This window comes from Streptomyces sp. FXJ1.172 (genome assembly GCF_001636945.3).
In the GTDB taxonomy this organism is placed as follows: Bacteria; Actinomycetota; Actinomycetes; order Streptomycetales; family Streptomycetaceae; genus Streptomyces.
In genome coordinates this window covers 5,755,066-5,774,673 of the sequence record NZ_CP119133.2, presented here as the reverse complement: position 1 = coordinate 5,774,673, position 19,608 = coordinate 5,755,066, and the positions used below count along the sequence as shown (strand labels likewise).

The 19,608-nt window shown below is 70.5% G+C and carries 19 protein-coding genes and 1 pseudogene; 10 read left to right on the top strand and 10 right to left on the bottom strand.

Translation table 11 applies throughout. The annotated features are described in order from the left end of the window. Nucleotides 1-159: 159 nt before the first annotated feature. The 4 genes from A6P39_RS25825 to clpS form a co-directional block, all read right to left on the bottom strand. Nucleotides 160-582, bottom strand: a complete 423-nt coding sequence (locus A6P39_RS25825) for a Mov34/MPN/PAD-1 family protein (RefSeq protein ID WP_067048226.1) — start codon at nt 580-582, stop codon at nt 160-162. A gap of 148 nt (nt 583-730) precedes the next feature. Further along, entirely contained in the window at nt 731-2,161 is a 1,431-nt protein-coding gene (locus A6P39_RS25820; protein WP_067048224.1) for an amino acid permease, read from the bottom strand. Nucleotides 2,162-2,505: 344 nt separating this feature from the next. Then, on the bottom strand, nt 2,506-3,111 hold the full coding sequence (locus A6P39_RS25815) for a DUF2017 domain-containing protein (RefSeq protein WP_067048221.1): 606 nt from the start codon (nt 3,109-3,111) through the stop codon (nt 2,506-2,508). Nucleotides 3,112-3,124: 13 nt separating this feature from the next. Then, nucleotides 3,125-3,442: an ATP-dependent Clp protease adapter ClpS gene (gene clpS, locus A6P39_RS25810; protein ID WP_030042563.1), complete on the bottom strand. Its 318-nt coding sequence runs from the start codon at nt 3,440-3,442 to the stop codon at nt 3,125-3,127. Nucleotides 3,443-3,499: 57 nt separating this feature from the next. Here clpS and A6P39_RS25805 point away from each other — a divergent pair, with 57 nt between their 5' ends. Both A6P39_RS25805 and A6P39_RS25800 read left to right on the top strand, forming a co-directional pair. Beyond that, on the top strand, nt 3,500-4,846 hold the full coding sequence (locus tag A6P39_RS25805) for a nicotinate phosphoribosyltransferase (protein ID WP_067048218.1): 1,347 nt from the start codon (nt 3,500-3,502) through the stop codon (nt 4,844-4,846). 283 nt (nt 4,847-5,129) lie between these two features. Beyond that, complete coding sequence (locus A6P39_RS25800; protein ID WP_067048214.1) at nt 5,130-5,723, top strand: nicotinamidase; 594 nt, start codon at nt 5,130-5,132, stop codon at nt 5,721-5,723. Between the two features lie 7 nt (nt 5,724-5,730). Here the strand turns inward: A6P39_RS25800 and A6P39_RS25795 are convergent, their stop codons facing one another. Both A6P39_RS25795 and A6P39_RS25790 read right to left on the bottom strand, forming a co-directional pair. Next, on the bottom strand, nt 5,731-6,048 hold the full coding sequence (locus tag A6P39_RS25795) for a hypothetical protein (RefSeq protein WP_067048211.1): 318 nt from the start codon (nt 6,046-6,048) through the stop codon (nt 5,731-5,733). Between the two features lie 121 nt (nt 6,049-6,169). Further along, on the bottom strand, nt 6,170-8,533 hold the full coding sequence (locus A6P39_RS25790; RefSeq protein WP_067048208.1) for an immune inhibitor A domain-containing protein: 2,364 nt from the start codon (nt 8,531-8,533) through the stop codon (nt 6,170-6,172). Nucleotides 8,534-8,804: 271 nt separating this feature from the next. Here A6P39_RS25790 and A6P39_RS25785 point away from each other — a divergent pair, with 271 nt between their 5' ends. Beyond that, complete coding sequence (locus A6P39_RS25785) at nt 8,805-9,044, top strand: hypothetical protein (RefSeq protein WP_067048206.1); 240 nt, start codon at nt 8,805-8,807, stop codon at nt 9,042-9,044. Nucleotides 9,045-9,125: 81 nt separating this feature from the next. On the opposite strand, the gene A6P39_RS25780 is transcribed toward A6P39_RS25785, so the two are convergent. Next, the gene (locus tag A6P39_RS25780; RefSeq protein WP_079133504.1) at nt 9,126-9,890 is read right to left on the bottom strand and encodes an RDD family protein; all 765 of its coding nucleotides are present in this window, start codon (nt 9,888-9,890) and stop codon (nt 9,126-9,128) included. 83 nt (nt 9,891-9,973) lie between these two features. Continuing rightward, nucleotides 9,974-11,669, bottom strand: a pseudogene (locus tag A6P39_RS45555) (RDD family protein). Nucleotides 11,670-11,899: 230 nt separating this feature from the next. Here A6P39_RS45555 and A6P39_RS25760 point away from each other — a divergent pair. After that, nucleotides 11,900-12,313, top strand: a complete 414-nt coding sequence (locus tag A6P39_RS25760; protein WP_067048192.1) for an SsgA family sporulation/cell division regulator — start codon at nt 11,900-11,902, stop codon at nt 12,311-12,313. A gap of 71 nt (nt 12,314-12,384) precedes the next feature. Here A6P39_RS25760 and A6P39_RS25755 read toward each other — a convergent pair whose 3' ends face one another. Next, on the bottom strand, nt 12,385-13,800 hold the full coding sequence (locus A6P39_RS25755) for an FAD-binding oxidoreductase (RefSeq protein WP_067048190.1): 1,416 nt from the start codon (nt 13,798-13,800) through the stop codon (nt 12,385-12,387). A 92-nt stretch (nt 13,801-13,892) separates the two neighbouring features. Between A6P39_RS25755 and A6P39_RS25750 the strand changes: the two genes are divergently transcribed. Beyond that, nucleotides 13,893-14,090: a hypothetical protein gene (locus tag A6P39_RS25750; protein WP_067048189.1), complete on the top strand. Its 198-nt coding sequence runs from the start codon at nt 13,893-13,895 to the stop codon at nt 14,088-14,090. A gap of 3 nt (nt 14,091-14,093) precedes the next feature. Here the strand turns inward: A6P39_RS25750 and hppD are convergent, their stop codons facing one another. Then, on the bottom strand, nt 14,094-15,239 hold the full coding sequence (gene hppD, locus A6P39_RS25745; protein WP_067048186.1) for a 4-hydroxyphenylpyruvate dioxygenase: 1,146 nt from the start codon (nt 15,237-15,239) through the stop codon (nt 14,094-14,096). Nucleotides 15,240-15,364: 125 nt separating this feature from the next. On the opposite strand from hppD, the gene A6P39_RS25740 reads away from it, so the two are divergent. From A6P39_RS25740 to A6P39_RS25720, 5 genes are read left to right on the top strand one after another with little or no spacing between them, the layout of a single operon-like run. Next, nucleotides 15,365-15,844, top strand: coding sequence for an Lrp/AsnC family transcriptional regulator (locus A6P39_RS25740; protein WP_067048184.1), 480 nt, complete (start codon nt 15,365-15,367; stop codon nt 15,842-15,844). 20 nt (nt 15,845-15,864) lie between these two features. Next, a complete protein-coding gene (locus tag A6P39_RS25735) occupies nt 15,865-16,512 on the top strand; it encodes an ABC transporter permease (RefSeq protein ID WP_067048181.1) in 648 nt (215 codons plus the stop codon). After that, nucleotides 16,505-17,779 (top strand): betaine/proline/choline family ABC transporter ATP-binding protein, encoded by a 1,275-nt coding sequence (locus A6P39_RS25730; protein WP_067048178.1) that lies wholly within the window; start codon nt 16,505-16,507, stop codon nt 17,777-17,779. Before A6P39_RS25735 ends, A6P39_RS25730 begins: the two co-directional genes overlap by 8 nt. Then, nucleotides 17,776-18,636 carry an ABC transporter permease gene (locus tag A6P39_RS25725; protein ID WP_067048176.1) on the top strand — a complete coding sequence of 287 codons (861 nt, stop codon included), beginning with the start codon at nt 17,776-17,778 and terminating at the stop codon, nt 18,634-18,636. Before A6P39_RS25730 ends, A6P39_RS25725 begins: the two co-directional genes overlap by 4 nt. Then, nucleotides 18,633-19,589 (top strand): glycine betaine ABC transporter substrate-binding protein, encoded by a 957-nt coding sequence (locus A6P39_RS25720; protein ID WP_067048174.1) that lies wholly within the window; start codon nt 18,633-18,635, stop codon nt 19,587-19,589. Before A6P39_RS25725 ends, A6P39_RS25720 begins: the two co-directional genes overlap by 4 nt. Nucleotides 19,590-19,608: the final 19 nt, after the last annotated feature.

The following is a 19,608-nucleotide window of genomic DNA, read 5'->3' as shown; positions in this document are numbered from 1 at the left end:
GGCGGGCTCCTGTCGTAAGGCGTCGTCGGGGCAGCGGGCTCGGTACGTCAGCTGAGGGCGAGCACCACAGTCAGAACCATGGGCTCATCGTATCGATTCCCGGCCCTGGCTCCGGAGTGTGATCCCACATCCCGGACCGAATTCGACCACACGCTGAGATCAGTAGGTCTCCACGACCTTGACCTCCTCCTCCGTGACCTCTCCGTCCACTATCCGGAACGAGCGGAACTGGAAGTCGCCGAGGCCGTCGGTGTCGGCGGTGGACACGAGCACGTAGTGCGCGCCGGGCTCGTTGGCGTAGGAGATGTCGGTGCGCGAGGGGTAGGCCTCGGTCGCGGTGTGGGAGTGGTAGATGATCACCGGCTCCTCGTCGCGGTCGTCCAGCTCGCGGTAGAGCTTGAGCAGGTCCTGCGAGTCGAACTCGTAGAAGGTGGGCGAGCGGGCCGCGTTCAGCATCGGGATGAACCGCTCGGGGCGGCCGGCGCCCACCGGGCCGGCGACCATGCCGCACGCCTCGTCGGGGTGGTCCTTACGCGCGTGGGCGACGATCTGGTCGTACAGGGCCTGGGTGATGGTCAGCATGCTCGCCAGGATAAGCAGAGGGGCCGTCCCGTACCGAGATGTGGTACGGGACGGCCCACATGATGGACGTCCTGAGCGGCTGCCGCCGGGGAGCGCCACGAGTGCTCCCGGCGACGGACGTCCTCTCGAAGGTCTGCCTGTTGCGGTATTAGCGCTTGGCGAAGGCCGCGGCCTCGGGGTTGCGGCGCCTCAGCACCCAGTAGGAGACGCCGAGGATCGCGGCCCACAGGGGAGCACAGTACAGCGAGACCCGGGCGTCCTTGTCGATGCCCATCAGCACGATCACCATGCCGATGAACATGAGCGCGGCCACGCTGGTGAACGGCGCGCCCGGCGCGCGGAACTCGCTCTGCGGAAGCTCGCCCCGGTCGGCCTTCATCCGGTAGCGGATCTGGCAGACCAGGATGACGATCCAGGCCCACATGCCGGAGATGGTCGCGAAGGAGACCACGTAGTCGAACGCCTTGCCCGGCCACTGGTAGTTGATCCAGACGCCGACGAGCATCAGCGCGGCGGAGAACGTGGTGCCGACGAGCGGGGTGCCGCTGCGCGTCAGCTTGGTGAACGCCTTGGGCCCCTGGCTGTTCAGGGCCAGGTCACGCAGCATGCGGCCGGTCGAGTACATGCCCGAGTTGCAGGAGGACAGCGCGGCCGTCAGGACGACGAAGTTCACGATGCCGGCGCCGACGGACAGGCCCATCTTCTGGAAGGCGGCCACGAAGGGGCTCACGCCCGGGTGGAACTCGGTCCACGGCACGACCGACAGGATCATGATCAGCGCGCCGACGTAGAAGACGGCGATGCGCCACGGCACGGTGTTGATCGCCTTCGGCAGCACCTTCTTCGGGTCCTTGGACTCGCCCGCGGTCACACCGACCAGCTCCACGGCGAGGAAGGCGAACATGACCATCTGCAGGGTCATCAGGGTGTTGCCGACGCCGTGCGGGAAGAAGCCGCCGTCGTTCCACAGGTGGCTGACCGAGGCGGTCTTGCCCGCGTCGGAGAAGCCGACCGTGAGGATGCCGACGCAGATCAGGATCATGCCGATGATCGCGGTGACCTTGACCATGGAGAACCAGAACTCCAGCTCACCGAAGAGCTTCACGGAGATCAGGTTGGCGCCGTAGAGCACGACCGTGAAGACCAGGGCCGAGACCCACTGCGGGATGTCGAACCAGTACGTCATGTAGGCGGCCGCGGCCGTGACCTCGGTGATGCCGGTGACCACCCAGAACAGCCAGTACGTCCAGCCGGTGACGAAGCCCGCGAAGGGGCCGATGAACTCGCGCGCGTACTCCGAGAACGAACCCGACACCGGGCGGTACATCAGCAGCTCGCCGAGCGCCCGCATGATCAGGAAGATGACGAGACCCGCGACCGCGTAGGCCAGGATCAGGCTGGGGCCGGCCTTGGAAATGCCCTTGCCCGCGCCGAGGAACAGGCCGGTGCCGATGGCACCGCCGATGGCGATCATCTGGATCTGCCGGGACCCGAGCCCGCGCTGATACCCCTCGCCGCCCTCGCCGTCCCGCACGGCGTCATTGCCGTCGCGATGCTGGTCGACCTGCGCTGAGGTCATGTGTGGTGCGCCTTTCTCCATGCCGACCCGCGGCCCGTCGTCGGCCCCGGATCGGGTTTCGATCCCCCCGGATTGATGGAGCTGTGCCTGGCCGACGGTCGTCGGCTCGGTGGCGCACCCGGCCGAACATGGGTGGTGTTCGCCGGGCGGTCGTGAAGATTTATCACGGCCGCAATACTGATCACAGGAGCGCCTTGTGGCGCACCGCACAGGGAAAACCGGACAAAGAGCGCTCGAATGCGGCAAACCAGGCCGCAACGGTGACGGGATCGTTATCCGGATTTGAGCGTCCGCTGAGCGAACACTCGTACACCGTAAAATGCCCCCGCGTCCATGCCGTACGGCTACGGCATCAGGGTGGTCACCAGGGTCTCCTGGAGCCCGCCCAGCCACAGATAGGCCATCACCATCGGCTTGCGCGCGTCCTCGTCCGGGAGCCGGTAGAGCAGATCGGTGTCGTCCTCGTCGGTGATCTCCAGCCGGGCGCCGATCGCGAGCCGCAGGTCGTTCAGGGCGCCGAGCCACAGCTTCGACTCCTCGGGCGCCAGCTTCAGCACCGCCCCGCCCTCGCCCACCGGTGCGAGCGCGTCGAGCGCGCGGATCACCGCGAGCGCGTTCTCCCGCTTGCCGGCGCGCAGGTCGTTCTCGGTGTAGCGGCGGAACTCGGCGGAGTGGGCCCGCTGCTCCTCGGCCTCGGCGGGCGCGCCGGGGGCCTGCTCCGGGTCGCTGTAGGCGTCCGGGAAGAGCCTTCGCAGCACCGGGTCGGCGGGCGGCTCGCTGGGTCCTTCCGCGAACAGCTCGGCGAGCGGGTCCTCGGGGGCGTCCGCGCCGGGGCCCGGACCGATCAGCTCCAGGAGCTGGACGGCCAGGGACCGGATGATGGAGATCTCGACGTCGTCGAGCGCGACGGCCGCGCCGCCGCCGGGAAGTGGTTCGAAATGTCCAGGCATCGAAATGTGTTCGCTACTTCCGGTCCTGCTGCAGGGTGGCCCACAGACCGTAGCCGTGCATCGCCTGCACGTCGCGCTCCATCTCCTCGCGGCTCCCGCTGGAGACGACCGCCCGGCCCTTGTGGTGGACGTCGAGCATGAGCTTGGTGGCCTTGTCCTTGGTGTAGCCGAAGTACGACTGGAAGACGTACGTCACGTAGCTCATGAGGTTGACCGGGTCGTTGTGCACGATGGTGACCCAGGGGACGTCGGGCTCGGGTACGGCGAAGACCTCCTCCGCCGACTCGGTGCGTTCGATCTCTACGGGCGCGGGTGACGTCACATGGCCCATGCTGCCACGGCCCCCACAAATCGTCACACTGACGCGAAGGGGTGTAGCATCCTTGCCATGAACACAGCGGACCTTGGGCTGCCGGTGGATGTTCCCTCGACGGCGCTCTTCACGGACCAGTACGAGCTGACCATGCTCCAGGCGGCTCTGAAGGCCGGTACGGCCGAACGAAGGAGCGTGTTCGAGGTCTTCACCCGGCGGCTGCCGCACGGGCGGCGCTACGGCGTGGTGGCGGGCACCGGACGCGTCCTGGACGCGGTGGAGAACTTCCGCTTCGACGCGGGCGTCCTCGGCTTCCTGCGCGAGCGCGGCATCGTCGACGAGCGGACCCTGACGTGGCTCGCCGACTACCGCTTCAGCGGTGACATCTGGGGCTACCCCGAGGGCGAGGTGTACTTCCCCGGCTCACCCATCATGCGCGTCGAGGGCACCTTCGCCGAGTGCGTGCTGCTGGAGACGGTGATCCTCTCCATCCTCAACCACGACTCCGCGATCGCCGCGGCCGCCTCCCGGATGGCCTCGGCCGCCGGGGACCGCCCGCTGATCGAGATGGGCGCCCGCCGCACCCACGAGCTGGCGGCGGTGGCCGCGGCCCGGGCGGCGTACGTCGGCGGCTTCGCGACCACGTCGGACCTGGCGGCGGGCTTCCGCTACGGAATCCCGACGGTGGGCACCTCGGCCCACGCCTTCACCCTGCTGCACGACCGCGAGCGGGACGCCTTCCAGGCCCAGGTCGACACCCTCGGCCGGGACACCACCCTGCTCGTCGACACCTACGACGTCGCCGAGGCCGTCCGTACGGCGGTGGAGGTGGCCGGGCCCGGGCTGGGCGCGGTCCGCATCGACTCCGGCGACCTGCTGCTCGTCGCGCACCGGGTGCGCCAGCAGCTGGACGAGCTGGGCGCCGCGAACACCAAGATCGTGGTCACCTCCGACCTGGACGAGTACGCCATCGCCTCCCTCGCCGCCGCCCCTGTGGACGCGTACGGCGTCGGCACCCAGCTGGTGACCGGCTCCGGGCACCCGACCTGCTCCATGGTCTACAAGCTGGTCGCGCGCGCCGAGTCCGGCGACCCGAAGGCGCCGCTGGTGCCGGTCGCGAAGAAGTCCAGCGGCGGCAAGACCTCCGTCGGGGGCCGCAAGTGGGCGGCGCGCCGGCTGGACGAGGACGGCGTCGCCGAGGCCGAGGTCGTCGGCACCGGGCCGGTGCCGCCCGAGCTGGCCGACCGGCAGCTGCTGGTCGAGCTGGTCAAGGGCGGGGACGTGCTCGCCCGCGAGCCGCTGGACGTCCCCCGGGACCGGCACATCGCCGCCCGCGCGAATCTCCCCCTGTCCGCGACCCAGCTCTCCCGGGGGGAACCGGTGATCCCGACGGAGTACGCCACCGGGCGCTCGGGCAGCTAGTGCTGCGACCGGAAAGGTTCACCGGCTCGCGACGCCCGGCACGGCACCTCGCCGCGTTGTCGCATCACCCGAGTACATCCAGTACACGGGCGATGCTCCGCCTTGCGATGCACCGCACCGGACGCCGCGAGCTTTCCGGCAAACCTTTCCGGCCACAGCACTAGGCCACAGCTGGGCCCTGTCGTCGGTCCGTCCGCCGGCCGGCGCCTCGAGCGCCCCCTCCCGTCCGGGCCCGGAAGTCTCTAGGCTCAGTTGATTAGCCCTTAGTCGAAGGACGCCCACCATGCGCCGCGCCTTGATCGTCGTAGACGTGCAGAACGACTTCTGCGAGGGAGGCAGCCTCGCGGTGTCCGGCGGCGCCGATGTCGCCGCCGCCATCACGGAACTGATCGGCCAGGCGGCCGGTACGGGGTACCGGCACGTGGTCGCCACCCGCGACCACCACATCGCCCCCGGCGGCCACTTCGCCGACAACCCCGACTTCGTCCGCTCCTGGCCCGCGCACTGTGTCGCGGGCACGGAGGGCGTCGGCTTCCACCCGAACTTCGCCCCGGCCGTCGCCTCCGGCGCGGTCGACGCCGTCTTCGACAAGGGGGCGTACTCGGCGGCCTACAGCGGCTTCGAGGGTGCGGACGAGAACGGAGTCCCGCTGGCCGACTGGCTCCGCGAGCGCCGGATCGAGGAGGTCGACGTGGTCGGCATAGCGACCGACCACTGCGTCAGGGCCACCGCCCTGGACGCCGTCCGGGAGGGCTTCCGCACCCAGGTGCTGCTGGACCTCACGGCGGGCGTCTCCGCGGACACGACGGAGAGTGCGCTGGAGGAGCTGAGGGAAGCGGGAGTGGAACTGACGGGCAAGCCGGTGGTCAGCGGTTAGTCCCCGGCTACACCACCGCCGACCTGCGAAGCAGTGCCCGGATCGGGTGCCACAGCTCGTCCACCATGACACCGTTGTCGGCGGGTGCCGTGCGCCATATCAGGCCGTCCGGGTGGTGCAGCACCGCGGTGATCTCGTCCGGGGTCGGAGGCGCGGCGTTCCCCCGGAGGTAGATCGCGCGCAACCCCAGATTGCGGAGCCTGGTCAGGGCTCGGGCGCGGTTCTGGGCATGCACCAGTACGCGCACCGCGGCGGAGCCGTAGGGCAGATTCAGCGCCACCACGACCGTGCCGTTCGGCAGCTTGCTAAAGCCTCCAGCGGCCATGCAGTCACATCCCCGTTTCGGTCGGTGTCAATAAGCGGTCCACATGACGCACCTAAACACGATCGGCGGCAACCCGCCAAGGGGTTCCCGCCGATACGCTTCTGACCTGCGAAAACGCCGACTACTTCACCGCGTGGCCGACTTCCAGCTCGATCGTCGAGCCGTTCCCGGCCTGCTTGATGATCTTGATCTTGGTGTTGGTGTCAGTGACCTTCACGCCACCGGTCGGGTTCGCCGGGTCGTAGTAGGTGCTGGTGTGATCGTTGAAGACCGGCACCCCCTTCTGCGACTTGATCCTGGTCGCGACGCCCGACCGGTGCAGCGTGATCGCGTCGGTCGGCTCCAGCGTGAACGTGGAGTCGTAGGCCTGCATGCGGTTGCGCAGCAGTGTGCCGTCGGACCAGCGCAGCGCCTTCGGGTGGGCGTCGACCGGGAGGATCAGACCGGTGCCCGGGTGGGCGTCGGCGTTGGTGTTGTTGTCCGCCTGGGAGGTGTCCCACTTCCAGATCAGCAGACCGTTCTGGTACGGGTAGTGCTCCACCCAGTCGGGACGGCCGGTGTTCTGGTAACCGAAGTTGTACGGGCCGGACTTGAGGGTCCTGTCGTACGACACGTACTGCCGGTTCTCGGCGAGGTAGTACTGCTTGTAGTCCTTGGTGAAGGACGCGCCGACGCGGGAGAAGCCGGAAGCCGTCCAACCGGCGTCCGCGGACTCGGCGTTGTCGGAGAACAGGGGCCCGCCGTCCGCCGTAACCGTGATCTCGTCGGCCGCGAAGCCCTTCTGGGACACCCCGCCGTCGGTCTGGTAGCGGAAACGCAGGCCGATCTTCTTGCCCGCGTAGGCGTCGAGCGGGTACGACAGCTTCCCGTAGCCGTCGGCCGTGCCGGTCAGGGCCGGCTTGCCGGAGCCGTCGCGGGGGATGGCCCGGCCGTCCACCGTGCCGTCCAGGGCGGTCCAGTTGGCGCCGCCGTCGGTGGACACCTCGGTGTAGAGGTAGTCGTAGCCGTTCTCGATGTCGTACCAGCCGTCGAGGCTCAGCGTGGCCGAGGACGTGCCGGTCAGGTCGAGCGAACGGGTCAGGGTGTTCTTGAGGTTGTCACCGCTGCCGCTCCACCACTGGGTGCTGCCCTGCGCCGGGGTGACGATCTCGGTGGTGACCGCCTTGTCCGGCAGCGAGACGACCAGCGCCTGGCGGTACTTGGTGTTGTACTCCGCGTAGCCCAGCTTGTGCCAGGAGGAGACGCCCGCCTTGGCGGTGTCGTAGTTCAGCCAGCCCAGCTGCAGCTTGTCCCAGGCGTTCATGTCGCCGGGCAGGTTGCCGATGGACTCCTTGCCGGTGCCGAGCCAGGAGCCGGCGGACATCAGGGTCCAGAAACCGGTGGAGTTGTCGCCGCCGGCGGTGTCGTACTCGTCCGGCAGGCCGAGGTCGTGGCCGTACTCGTGGGCGAAGACGCCGAGTCCGCCGTTCTCCGGCTGGATGGTGTAGTCGCCGACCCAGATGCCGGTGTCGCCGACCTGGGCGCCGCCCAGCTTGTTGTCCGCGGGGCCCGTGCTGCCCGCGTCGGTGCCGAAGGCGTACCAGCGGTGGGCCCAGATCGCGTCCTTGCCCTGCGCGCCGCCGCCCGCGGACTCGTCCTCACCGGCGTGCACGATCTGGAAGTGGTCGATGTAGCCGTCGGGCTCGTTGAAGTCGCCGTCGCCGTCGTGGTCGTAGCGGTCCCACTGGTCGTACCGGGCGAGGTCCGCCTTGATGTCGTCGTCGGACCTGCCGGCCGCCTTCTGCCGGGCGACCCAGGCGTTCAGGCCGTCGCTGACCACGTTCCACACGCTCGGGCAGTTGGTGGAGCCGCAGGCGTTGTTGCCGTAACGGGCCTCGTTGTAGGGGACCTTGACCCAGTCGGAGACCTCGCCGTCGACCGAGTAGCGGCCCGAGGACTGCTTCTCGTAGTACTTCTTCAGCGACTCGGTCTTCTTGCCGGTGCCGAAGTAGAGGTCCTGGTAGTGCTTCTGGCCGTAGTCCTTCTGCCAGGCCGTCGAGTTGTCCTTGGCGCGGTCCGGCGCGGCGATCGTGTTGTGCAGCGGGCCCGCGGTGCCGCCGTACTTGGGGTCGGTCCTGTCCCCGAACTCCACCAGGATCGTGAAGATCTTGTCGCTCTTCTCGCGGCTCAGCTCGACGTACTTGCCGTCACCCTTCCCGCTCTTGAGTTCGACGACCTTGGAGCCATGCCGGTCCTTCGCCTTGGTCTTGCCCGCGATCAGCTGGTTCAGCGCCTCCTGGCGCTGGGCCTTCCGCGTCTTGCTGAGCGGGCCGTCGAGGTCGTGCGCCTCCTGCTTCACCGGTGCCGGGTCGTGCCGGCTGGTGACGGCGGGACGGGCCGGCCGGGTGGCGGCCTCGGCGACGGCGAAGGTGGCGAACGTGGCGGAGGCCGCCGCCAGCGTCACGCCGACCGCGGCCGCTCTGAACGTCCAGGATCTGCTGGTCACTTGAGTTCCTCCCCTGCGCCTGTTCGACGCATGTCAAGTGACGTAATTTGACTAGAGGTTTAGAAGAAAAGACAGATCTTGACTTGCTCAGGTCAATTGCACTAGGCGATGCCGACCTGCGCTTTACGAATGCCGTGCCCCCTGTGCGCCCCCCTGTGCACCGATAGCGTGGGTTAGGTCACGCTTACCAGGTGCCGGGCTCGGGCATGCACGCGAGAAGAGAGTCGAAGGCACCCCCGATACCCCGACGACTTCCGAGGACACGATTGCCATGCCTCGTCCGACTGCCGCACAGCTCGCCTACGGTTCCTGCACCGTGATCTTCTCCACGCTCGCCATGCTGGCGCTGTCCCAGACGAGTTCGGGCCTCGGGATCACCGTCATCGCGTTCGCGGCACTGGCCCTCGGGCTGCTCGTGGCGATGACGGTGCCGCTGCCGAAGGCCCGCGCGGCCGTGGCACCGGCCGAACCCGTCGAGCCCGCGCCCCAGGAGGAGCCGGTGTCGCTGTGAGCGGCGCGTCCGAGGGCGGCGGGCCCGTGGGATGTCACGGGCCCGCCGCCCTCGGACGCGCCGCCGTCGCCCGGCGGCCGCTCAACGGGTGCTGACCACCACCGTCTTGGCCGCCTTGTCGTGCAGGCCCTGTTTGTACGGCCTGTCGAAGAAGCTCCAGCCGCCGCAGATCGCCGTCCAGATGCAGGCACAGCAGAAGGCGAACGGCACCCACAGCACCAGCGAGCGGATCAACGTGGTCTGCGCCGAGGGGGTGGCGCCGTTGTCCAGGTTCGCCACCCGCATGCCGAGCCACTGCTTGCCGAGGGTCTGCCCGTTCTTGGAGATCATGAAGGTGTCGTAGGCGACGTACAGCACGGCCGCGATGAGGGACTGCCCCACCGACTTGCCGACCTCCACGTGATCGCCGTTGACGTTGTACTCGCGCACGCCGAACGCCCAGGTGAGCAGCCAGACGACGATGCCGACGAGGATCATGTCGACGATCCGCGCGAGCGTCCGCCTGCCGCTGTCGGCCAGCGGGGGCATACCGGCCAGCGGGTCGGGGCCGTAGGGACCCCCACCGCCGTAGGGACCACCGCCGTAGGGAGGAGGCTGGGCGCCGCCGTAAGGGGGTGGCTGCTGACCTCCGTACGGGGGTGGCTGCTGACCTCCGTAGGGGGGCGGTTGCTGGCCCCCGCCACCGGGGGGCTGCTCGCCGCCACCCGGTGGCGGGGGCTGCTGGGCGCCGCCGCCTGACGGGGTGTCGTACGGCGAGCCCGCGCCCTGGTCCGACGGGGGCCGCTTCCTGAACGGGTCGTCCTCGGGGGGCTGCTCTCCGGAGCCGGGGGGCGGTTCGCTGCTCATGGCCCGAGTGGACCCCGAACGCCCCGGCTCCGCACCCGGCGGACGGCCGTACGGAGTAGGCGGCGGCCGTCGGGCCGTTCGCGTCAGCCCGCGACGAAGGTGTGCGCCGCCTTGTCGTGCCAGCACTGGTGCCAGGGCCGGTCGAACAGGCACCACAGCACGCCCACGATCCCGATACCGAGCAGCCCGGGCACGCTGTAGACCAGCCAGCGGCGCAGCGCGCGGCCGAAGGTGGGCGGCTCGTGCGCCTCGATGTCCCGCACCTCCAGGCCCAGCAGCCTCTTGCCCAGGGAGCGGCCCCACTTGGCGGTCGGCAGCACCTCGTAGGCGACGCCGACGAGCAGCAGGACGGCGAGCACGATGCCGAGGCTGGTGGCGGTCGTGCCGTCGAGCAGCCAGACGGTCACCTCACGGCCGGACAGCCTGGCCGCGTCGATCTTCTGCTGGATGTGGTCGGCGGCCCGCAGCCCGAGCGGTACGGCAGCGGCGGCCGTCACGCAGACCACGATCAGGGTGTCGATCAGCCGGGCGGCCAACCGCTTGCCGAGTCCGGCCGGCCGGGCGGCGGCCTGCCGGCGGGCGGCGGCCTGGAAGGGGTCCTCCACCGGCGGCTTCCACGGCGCCACGGGCTGCTCGTCCCCGCCGCCGGCCAGCTGGTGCACCTGCTGCGCCCAGGACGCCTGGCCACCGCCGGGCCCACTGGTCAGCGGGCCGGCGGAGGCGCCGCCCTGCGCGGGCACGGAGGGCGCGACGGCGGCGGGCGCGGCCGGGGACGCCTGCGCGGGCTGCGCCCCCTGAGGGGTTTGGGGTGCCTGAGGTTGTGGTGCGTGAGGTGCTTGCGGTGCCTGGGGTGTTTGGGGTGCCTGCGCGGCCGCGGCACGCGCGGCGGCGGCCTTGCCCGCGCCGAAGCCGGGGCCCGCGGCCGGGAGGCGGGCGGCGGAGCCGGAGCGGCCGCGGCGGACTGCGGGTCGGGGTGCCCACGGGGCCCTGCGGGCCGAAACCGCCGGGGACGCCGGCCGCACCCTGGCCACCCGCGCCGGCCTCGGCACCCGAGCCCTGCGGCCCGAAACCGCCGGGCCCACCCGCACCCACCGCACCCGAGCCTTGCGGGCCGAAACCGCCGGGCGTGCCGGAGGCACCGGTCGGGCCGGTGCTCTGCCCGGCCGTGCCCGGGCCGCCCGGCACCGCTCCCGGGCCGGATGCGGGCGTGCCGAAGCCCGGGCCCTGGGGTGAGCCGTGCGGCCCGAAACCGGAGCCCGCCCCGGCGTCCTGCGGGCCGGCGGCGGACGGCTGCGCACCCGGCCGGCCCTGGCCCGGTACCGGGCGGAACGTCATCGTGCCGTCGTCGGTGACGGCGGCGGGGCCCGGGACCGGGCGGCGGAAGATGAATGTGCCGCCGGGGTCCGGGGCGTCGCCCTCGGCCGGCCGTGCCGCGGGCACCCTCGGGTCGGCGCCCCAGGCGCTGCGCCCGTCACCGCCGCCGGCACCACCGGCAGCGGGCTGGTCCGGCGCGGCGGACGACGGCCGCGGGTCCTCGTCGAAGAAGTGCGGGCCCGTCTCCTCCACCGCCGAAGGCGCCGGCGCCGCCGGAGCCGCCGGCGTCACCGGACGGACGCCGGGCGGCGGGGTGAGCGGTTCGCCGTCCTGCGGCGCCGGGCGGCTGGTGCCGGGCACCCAGGAGGCGCCGTTCCAGTACCGGACGTAGCCGGGGATGGACGGGTCCGGGTAGTAGCCCTCGCGGGGCCTGTCGTCACCTGGGGCCGGGGTTGGGGCGCTCATGTCCGTCGTCCCGTATCTGCTCGGGGGTGGAGTAGGGGTGTCCACATCTATCAGACCGGGACGTCCCTCAGCGCCAGTCCTGCCGGACCGACCCCTTTCCGGGCGACGCCGTACCCGGCTCTCACAGCTCCGCGGAGAAAAATTCTCCGAACCCGCGTAATGCCCCCCGGCCCCGCTCGCTCTCCCCCCGTGCGGGCCCACTCCCAGCGGCCCCGAAGAGAGGTGACGTCATGCATCACACCGTGGTGGAGCGGGAGCTGGAGCTGAAGCTCGTCCTGTCGCCGGAGCGCAGCATCCCGGTCCCGGCCCGGCTCGGCTACCGCTCCGACGACCCCTACGCCGTCCACATCGCCTTCCACATCAACTCCGACTCCCCCGTCAACTGGACGTTCGCCCGCGACCTGCTGGTGGAGGGGGTGTTCCGGCCGTGCGGGCACGGGGACGTGCGGGTGTGGCCGGCGAGGGCCGACGGGCGCGGCGTCGTGCTGATCGCGCTCAGCTCACCGGACGGGGACGCGCTGCTGGAGGCGCCGGTCCCGCAGGTGTCGGCCTGGCTGGAGCGGACGCTGACGGCGGTGCCGCCGGGCACGGAGGGCGCCCAGCTGGGCATCGACGACGCCCTCGACCAGCTGCTCGCCCAGTGAGTCCGGTGAGCCCGGTGAGCCCGGTGAACCCGGTGAGCCCGGTGAGCCCAGTGAACCCGCGCGCAAAAGGGTCAGAACAGCTTGCCCGGGTTGAGGATGCCCAGCGGGTCGAAGGTCCGCTTCACCGCGCGCTGCATCTCCACCCCGACCGGGCCGATCTCCCGGGCCAGCCACTCCTTCTTCAGTACACCGACGCCGTGTTCGCCGGTGATGGTGCCGCCCAGCTGCAGGCCGAGGGCCATGATCTCGTCGAAGGAATCGCGGGCCCGCCGGGACTCGTCCACGTCCTGGGCGTCGAAGCAGACGGTCGGGTGGGTGTTGCCGTCGCCGGCGTGTGCGCACACCCCGATGGTCAGGTCGTACTTGGCGGCGATCCGCTCGACGCCCTCGAGCATCGCGCCCAGCTTGGAGCGGGGCACGCACACGTCGTCGATCATCGTCGTGCCCTTGACCGCCTCCAGCGCGGTCAGCGAGAGCCGCCTGGCCTTCAGCAGCAGCTCGGACTCGGCCGCGTCCTCGGCCGGGACGACCTCGGTGGCGCCGGCGGCCTCGCACAGGGCGCCGACGGCGGCGAGGTCGGCGGCCGGGTCCGGGGTGTCGAAGGCAGCCAGCAGCAGCGCCTCGGTGGTCTCCGGCAGACCCATGCGGGCGAGGTCGTTGACCGCCTTGACGGTCGTACGGTCCATCAGTTCGAGGAGGGAGGGGACGTGTCCGCCCTCCATGATCCGGCAGACGGCGTCGCAGGCGGCCGTCGCGGAGGGGAACTCGGCGGCCAGCACCAGCTGCTGCGGCGGCTTGGGCTTCAGGGCGAGTACGGCCCGTACGACGATGCCGAGGGAGCCCTCGGAGCCGACGAAGAGCCGGGTGAGGTCGTAGCCCGCGACGCCCTTCGCCGTGCGGCGGCCGGTGGACATCAGGCGGCCGTCGGCGAGGACGACGTCCAGGCCGAGGACGTACTCGGCGGTCACGCCGTACTTCACACAGCACAGGCCGCCGGAGGCCGTGCCGATGTTGCCGCCGATGGTGCACATCTCCCAGCTGGAGGGGTCCGGCGGGTAGTACAGGCCGTGTTCCTCGACCGCGTGGGACAGGTTCGCGTTGATCACGCCCGGTTCGACCACGGCGATCCGGTCGACGGGGCTGATCTCCAGGATGCGGTCCATCCTGGTCAGGGACAGCACGATGCAGCCGTCGGTGGCGTTGGCGCCGCCGGACAGGCCGGAGCGGGCGCCCTGCGGCACGACCGGGACGCGCAGCTCGGTGGCGACGCGCATCACGTGCTGGACCTGCTCGGCCGTGCGGGGCAGGACGACGACGGCCGGGGCGCCGGCCGGGCAGAAGCTCGCCATGTCGTGGGCGTAGGAGGCGGTGACGTCGGGGTCGGTCAGGACGGCCTCGGCGGGCAGGCCGGCCAGGAGCCGGCCGGTGAGATCGCTCGTCTCTGCGGGGTCTTCAAAGCGGGGCGCTTCGATACGGCTCATGATCACAGCCTGGCACTCACGGCCATCGGTGTGAACCCCGTCCATGCCCCGCTTGGGCCGCTCGGGCGTGCTCGTCGTACTGACGCACAGTGAGCCGCATGGGCAGCCGGCCGACCGTGCCGGGCACGTCCCCGTGGGCCGAGCCGCGCGCGCCGCTGGCTCGCGCGGCGCTGGGGCGGCTGGCTCACGCGGCGCTGGGGCGGCTGGCTCACGCGGCGCTGGGGCGGCTGGCTCACGCGGCGCTGGGGCGGCTGGGCGGCGGGCCCGACGAGCCGCCGCCCACCGGCACCCGGTAGTCCCTACAGGTTGCCCCGCTTGGCCTGCTCCCGCTCGATGGCCTCGAACAGGGCCTTGAAGTTGCCCTTGCCGAAGCCCATCGAGCCATGGCGCTCGATGATCTCGAAGAAGACGGTCGGGCGGTCCTGGACCGGCTTGGTGAAGATCTGCAGCAGGTAGCCGTCCTCGTCGCGGTCGGCGAGGATCTTCAGCTCGCGCAGGGTGTCGACGGGCACGCGGGTGTCGCCGACCCACTCGCCGAGGGTGTCGTAGTAGGAGTCGGGGGTGTTGAGGAACTCGACGCCGGCCGCGCGCATGGTGCGTACGGTCTCCACGATGTCGTTGGTGTTCAGCGCGATGTGCTGGACACCGGCGCCGCCGTAGAACTCCAGGTACTCGTCGATCTGGGACTTCTTCTTGGCGATCGCGGGCTCGTTGATCGGGAACTTGACCTTCAGGGTGCCGTCCGCGACGACCTTCGACATCAGCGCGCTGTACTCGGTGGCGATGTCGTCGCCCACGAACTCCTTCATGTTCGTGAAGCCCATGACCTTGTTGTAGAAGGCCACCCACTCGTTCATCTTCCCGAGTTCGACGTTGCCGACGCAGTGGTCGACCGCCTGGAAGGTGCGCTTGGCGGGCGGCGTGACCATGGGCTTGGCCGGCACGTACCCGGGCAGGTAGGGGCCGTCGTAGCCGGAGCGGTCGACGAGGGTGTGGCGGGTCTCGCCGTAGGTGGCGATGGCGGCGAGGACGACGGTGCCGTGCTCGTCCTTGACCTCGTAGGGCTCGGCGATCGAGCGGGCGCCGTGCTCGACGGCGTAGGCGTGGGCGGCGCGGGCGTCGGGGACCTCGATGGCCAGGTCGATGACGCCGTCGCCGTGCTCGGCCACGTGCCGGTCGAGGAAGCGGCCCCAGTCGGTGGCCGGCTTGACGACCGAGGTGAACACGAAGCGGGCGGAGCCGTTCTCGAGCACGTAACTGGCGGTCTCGCGGCTGCCGTTCTCCGGTCCGGAGTAGGCGACCAGCTGCATGCCGAAGGCGGTGGAGTAGTAGTGCGCCGCCTGCTTGGCGTTGCCCACGGCGAAGACGACCGCGTCCATTCCCTTGACCGGGAAGGGGTCGGCCTGCCGGGCGGTGTCGGGGGTCTGGTGTGTGGTCTGCGTCATAGCCGAAGGGTGGCCCCGCTCTGCAAGCTGCGCAATAGTTTCCGTATTCACTGGGCAGACTGCCCAGCGATACGGCCGTTTCGGCGGACTTTCTGTACATGATGACCACCTCGGAAGGGGCTCGGATGGCGTTCGACCGGCTGGACGGGCGGATCATCGTGCTGCTGGCCGAGGAGCCGCGCATCGGTGTGCTGGAGATGTCCCGGCGGCTCGCAGTGGCGCGCGGGACGGTGCAGGCGCGCCTCGACCGGCTTCAGTCGAATGGCGTCATCCGCGGATTCGGCCCGCAGGTGGATCCGGCGGCCCTCGGCTACCCGGTCACCGCGTTCGCCACCCTCCAGATCCGGCAGGGCCAAGGACCCGATGTCCGGGCGCACTTGGCGGGTGTGCCGGAGGTGCTGGAGCTGCTGACCACGACCGGCAGCGGGGACATGCTGTGCCGGCTGGTGGCCCGCTCGAACGCCGATCTTCAACGGGTGATCGACCGCGTCGTCGGTTTTGATGGCATCGTCCGGGCCTCCACGGCGATCGTCATGGAGAACCCCGTTCCGCTGCGGATCATCCCGCTGGTGGAACAGGCCGCCCGGGACAGCGAAGGGACGTGACCTGTCTGGGGTGAGCACCGGTGGGCTTCTGGCAGTACCTGGGAAATCGCCATCAGCAGCTGCTCACGGACGCCTATCAGCACGCCAGCGCCGTTTTCCAGTGCATGGTCCTGGCGACCGCCATCGGGGTGCTGATCGCGGTCGTCACCTACCGCTCCGACTGGGCGGGCAACCTCGCCACCACCGCCACCTCCACCGTCCTCACCATCCCCTCCCTCGCCCTGATCGGTCTGCTCATCCCGCTCGTCGGGCTCGGTGTGCCGCCCACGGTGATCGCGCTGACGCTGTACGGGCTGCTGCCGATCGTGCGCAACGCGATCGTGGGCCTGCGCGGGGTGGACCCGACGCTGGTGGACGCGGCCCGGGGCATCGGCATGTCCCGGGCGATGCGGCTGGCGCGGGTGGAGCTGCCGCTGGCCTGGCCGCCGATCCTGACCGGGATCCGGGTCTCCACGCAGATGCTGATGGGCATCGCCGCGATCGCCGCCTACGCCTCCGGCCCCGGGCTCGGCAACGAGATCTTCCGCGGGCTCGCCTCCCTGGGCAGCAAGAACGCGCTGAACCAGGTGCTCTCGGGCACCCTCGGGATCATCATCCTCGCACTGCTGTTCGATGCCGGGTATGTCCTGATCGGGCGGCTGACCATTCCGAGGGGGATCCGTGCCTGAGACATCCGCCGCCCGGAGCCAGGAGAGCCTGGGGAGCCAGGAGAGCCACGGTGCCTCCATCGAGCTGGAGAACCTGACCAAGCGGTATCCGGGCAGTGCGCAGCCCGCCGTGGACAACGTGAGCATGGAGATCAAGGCGGGCGAGACGGTCGTCTTCGTCGGCCCGTCCGGCTGCGGGAAGTCCACGACGCTCAAGATGATCAACCGGCTGATCGAGCCGACCGGCGGCCGCATCCGGATCGGCGGCGAGGACGTCACCGACATCGACCCGGTGAAGCTGCGCCGCAAGGTCGGGTACGCCATCCAGTCGGCCGGTCTCTTCCCGCACATGACCGTCGCCCAGAACATCGCCCTCGTACCGAAGATGATCGGCTGGCCGAAGACGCGGATCCGGTCCCGGGTCGAGGAGCTGCTCGACCTCGTCGGGCTCGACCCGGGCGAGTTCCACGGCCGCTATCCGCGCCAGCTCTCCGGCGGCCAGCAGCAACGGGTCGGCGTGGCACGGGCGTTGGCCGCCGATCCCCCGGTGCTGCTGATGGACGAGCCGTTCGGCGCGGTCGACCCGATCACCCGCGATCACCTCCAGGACGAGCTGATCCGGCTCCAGCACGAACTGCACAAGACGATCGTGTTCGTCACCCACGACTTCGACGAGGCGATCAAGCTGGGCGACCGGATCGCCGTACTGCGCGAACGCTCGCACATCGCCCAGTTCGACACCCCGGAGGCGATCCTCACCAACCCGGCCGACGACTTCGTCTCCGGTTTCGTCGGCGCGGGCGCGGCCCTGAAGCGGCTGAACCTGACCCGGGTGCGGGACGTGGAGATGCGGGACTACCCGACGGTGACCGTGGACACCCCGCTCCAGCAGATCTTCGGGCACCTGCGTTCCAGCGGCGCCAGCGAGATCCTGCTGCTCGACCGGCGCCGACGGCCCTACAAGTGGCTGCGGCGCGGCGACCTGATGCGGGCCAAGGGCTCGCTGGCCCGCGCGGGCACGCTCGTGCACGACACCGTGACCCGGGACGGCACCCTGCGCGACGCGCTGGAGGCCGTCCTCACGGACAACGCGGGCCGGGTCGCGGTGACCGGGCGGCGCGGCGAGTACCTCGGCGTGGTCGACATGGAGACGCTGATGAACTCCGTGCACGAGCTGCTGGAGGCCGACCGGCTCGAGGCGATGGAGGCGCAGCACGAGCTGGAGGAGGCGCGCGCCCAGCAGACCCACTTCGAGCAGGAGGGTCCCGGAGGGGTGACGAAGGCGTGAGCACCGCCGGACCGCCGCGCCCCGACGGGGGGCACGAGGCCGAGGGGCTCGCCTTCCGTGACGAGGACGAGGCCGAGGCCGGACAGGAGGCTCCCGCCCCGCCCCGGCGGCCGCCCGCCCGCCGGGTGAGCCCGCAGCGGCTGACGTTCCTGCCCGCGTTCCTGATCGCCGTACTGCTGGCGACCCGGCTGTGGTTCCGGCAGGCGCACCTGGACACGATCTCGAAGAACGCCCTGTCCGGCGGCCAGGTCTCCAAGGCGCTGTGGCAGCACGTGCAACTGACGGTGATCTCCACCTTCTTCGTGCTGATCATCGCGATCCCGCTCGGCATCGTGCTCACCCGGCGGGCCTTCCGCAGGGCCACCCCGGTGGCGATGGCCTTCGCCAACATGGGCCAGGCGACTCCGGCGATCGGCCTGCTGGCCCTGCTGGTGATCTGGCTCGGCACCGGGACGAGGGCCGCCCTGATCGGCATCATCGTCTACGCGATCCTGCCGGTCCTCTCCAACACCATCGCCGGCCTGAAGGCCAACGACCCGACGCTGCTGGAGGCGGCCCGGGGCATCGGCATGTCCCCGTTCGGCGTGCTGTCCCACGTCGAACTCCCGCTCGCCGTCCCGCTGATCCTCGCGGGTGTCCGTACGGCACTCGTCCTCAACGTCGGTACGGCGACCCTCGCGACCTTCGGCGGGGGCGGCGGCCTGGGCGTGCTGATCACCACCGGCATCACCACCCAGCGCATGCCGGTGCTGGTGCTGGGCTCGGTCCTGACCGTGACGCTCGCCCTGCTGGTGGACTGGCTGGCCTCGCTGGCGGAGGTGCTGCTGCGACCGCGCGGCCTGGAGGCGGGCACATGAGACGCGGTGCGTGCCTGACCCTGGCGGGACTGCTGCTGGCCTCCGGCTGCGGACTGACCAGCGGCTCCCCCATGGCCGACAACGTGGGACCCGGCTCGGTCGGGGCGGGCGGGCCGCTCAAGGGGGCCCACATCACCGTCACCTCCAAGGAGTTCACCGAGCAGCTGATCCTCGGCGCGATCATGGGGATCGCCTTCCAGGCGGCCGGCGCGGAGGTGCTGGACCGCACCGGCATCCAGGGCTCGATCGGCGCGCGGGAGGCGGTCAAGGGCGGGACGGCGGACGCGCAGTACGAGTACACGGGCACCGCCTGGATCACCTACCTCGGCAACAGCGAGCCGATCCCCGACCCGCAGAAGCAGTGGGAGGCGGTGCGGGACGCCGACCTGAAGAACGGGCTGACCTGGCTGCCGCCCGCGCGGCTGAACAACACCTACGCCCTGGCCATGAACCAGGCCAACTTCAAGAAGTACGGCACGAGGACCCTCTCGGAGGTGGCCGCGCTCGCGCAGAAGGACCCCGGCGCGGTCACCCTGTGCGTGGAGAGCGAGTTCGCCAACCGCGCCGACGGGCTGCCCGGCCTGGAGAAGGCGTACGGGATGAGGATCCCGGCGCACAACGTCACACAGATGGACACCGGGATCATCTACACACAGGTGGCCAAGGGGAAGTGCACCTACGGCGAGGTGTTCACCACCGACGGGCGCATCAAGTCGATGAACCTGGCGGTGATGGCGGACGACCGGAAGTTCTTCCCGGACTACAACGCGGCACCGGTGGTCAGCTCCAGGGTCCTGGAGAAGTGGCCGGCCCTCGCGAGCGTCATCGAGCCCGTCACGAAGAGGCTGGACAACTCGGTGGCGCAGACCCTGAACGCCAAGGTGGACGTGGACGGCCAGGACCCGCACCAGGTGGCACTGGACTGGATGAAACAGCAGGGCTTCGTGAAATAGAAATAGAGGAGGGCGGGGC

Coding starts and splice junctions, on each gene's coding strand:
- A6P39_RS25825 (WP_067048226.1), bottom strand. CDS start 582: ATGCTGACCATCACCCAGGCCCTGTACGACCAGATCGTCGCCCACGCG.
- A6P39_RS25820 (WP_067048224.1), bottom strand. CDS start 2,161: ATGACCTCAGCGCAGGTCGACCAGCATCGCGACGGCAATGACGCCGTG.
- A6P39_RS25815 (WP_067048221.1), bottom strand. CDS start 3,111: ATGCCTGGACATTTCGAACCACTTCCCGGCGGCGGCGCGGCCGTCGCG.
- clpS (WP_030042563.1), bottom strand. CDS start 3,442: ATGGGCCATGTGACGTCACCCGCGCCCGTAGAGATCGAACGCACCGAG.
- A6P39_RS25805 (WP_067048218.1), top strand. CDS start 3,500: ATGAACACAGCGGACCTTGGGCTGCCGGTGGATGTTCCCTCGACGGCG.
- A6P39_RS25800 (WP_067048214.1), top strand. CDS start 5,130: ATGCGCCGCGCCTTGATCGTCGTAGACGTGCAGAACGACTTCTGCGAG.
- A6P39_RS25795 (WP_067048211.1), bottom strand. CDS start 6,048: ATGGCCGCTGGAGGCTTTAGCAAGCTGCCGAACGGCACGGTCGTGGTG.
- A6P39_RS25785 (WP_067048206.1), top strand. CDS start 8,805: ATGCCTCGTCCGACTGCCGCACAGCTCGCCTACGGTTCCTGCACCGTG.
- A6P39_RS25780 (WP_079133504.1), bottom strand. CDS start 9,890: ATGAGCAGCGAACCGCCCCCCGGCTCCGGAGAGCAGCCCCCCGAGGAC.
- A6P39_RS25760 (WP_067048192.1), top strand. CDS start 11,900: ATGCATCACACCGTGGTGGAGCGGGAGCTGGAGCTGAAGCTCGTCCTG.
- A6P39_RS25750 (WP_067048189.1), top strand. CDS start 13,893: ATGGGCAGCCGGCCGACCGTGCCGGGCACGTCCCCGTGGGCCGAGCCG.
- hppD (WP_067048186.1), bottom strand. CDS start 15,239: ATGACGCAGACCACACACCAGACCCCCGACACCGCCCGGCAGGCCGAC.
- A6P39_RS25740 (WP_067048184.1), top strand. CDS start 15,365: ATGGCGTTCGACCGGCTGGACGGGCGGATCATCGTGCTGCTGGCCGAG.
- A6P39_RS25720 (WP_067048174.1), top strand. CDS start 18,633: ATGAGACGCGGTGCGTGCCTGACCCTGGCGGGACTGCTGCTGGCCTCC.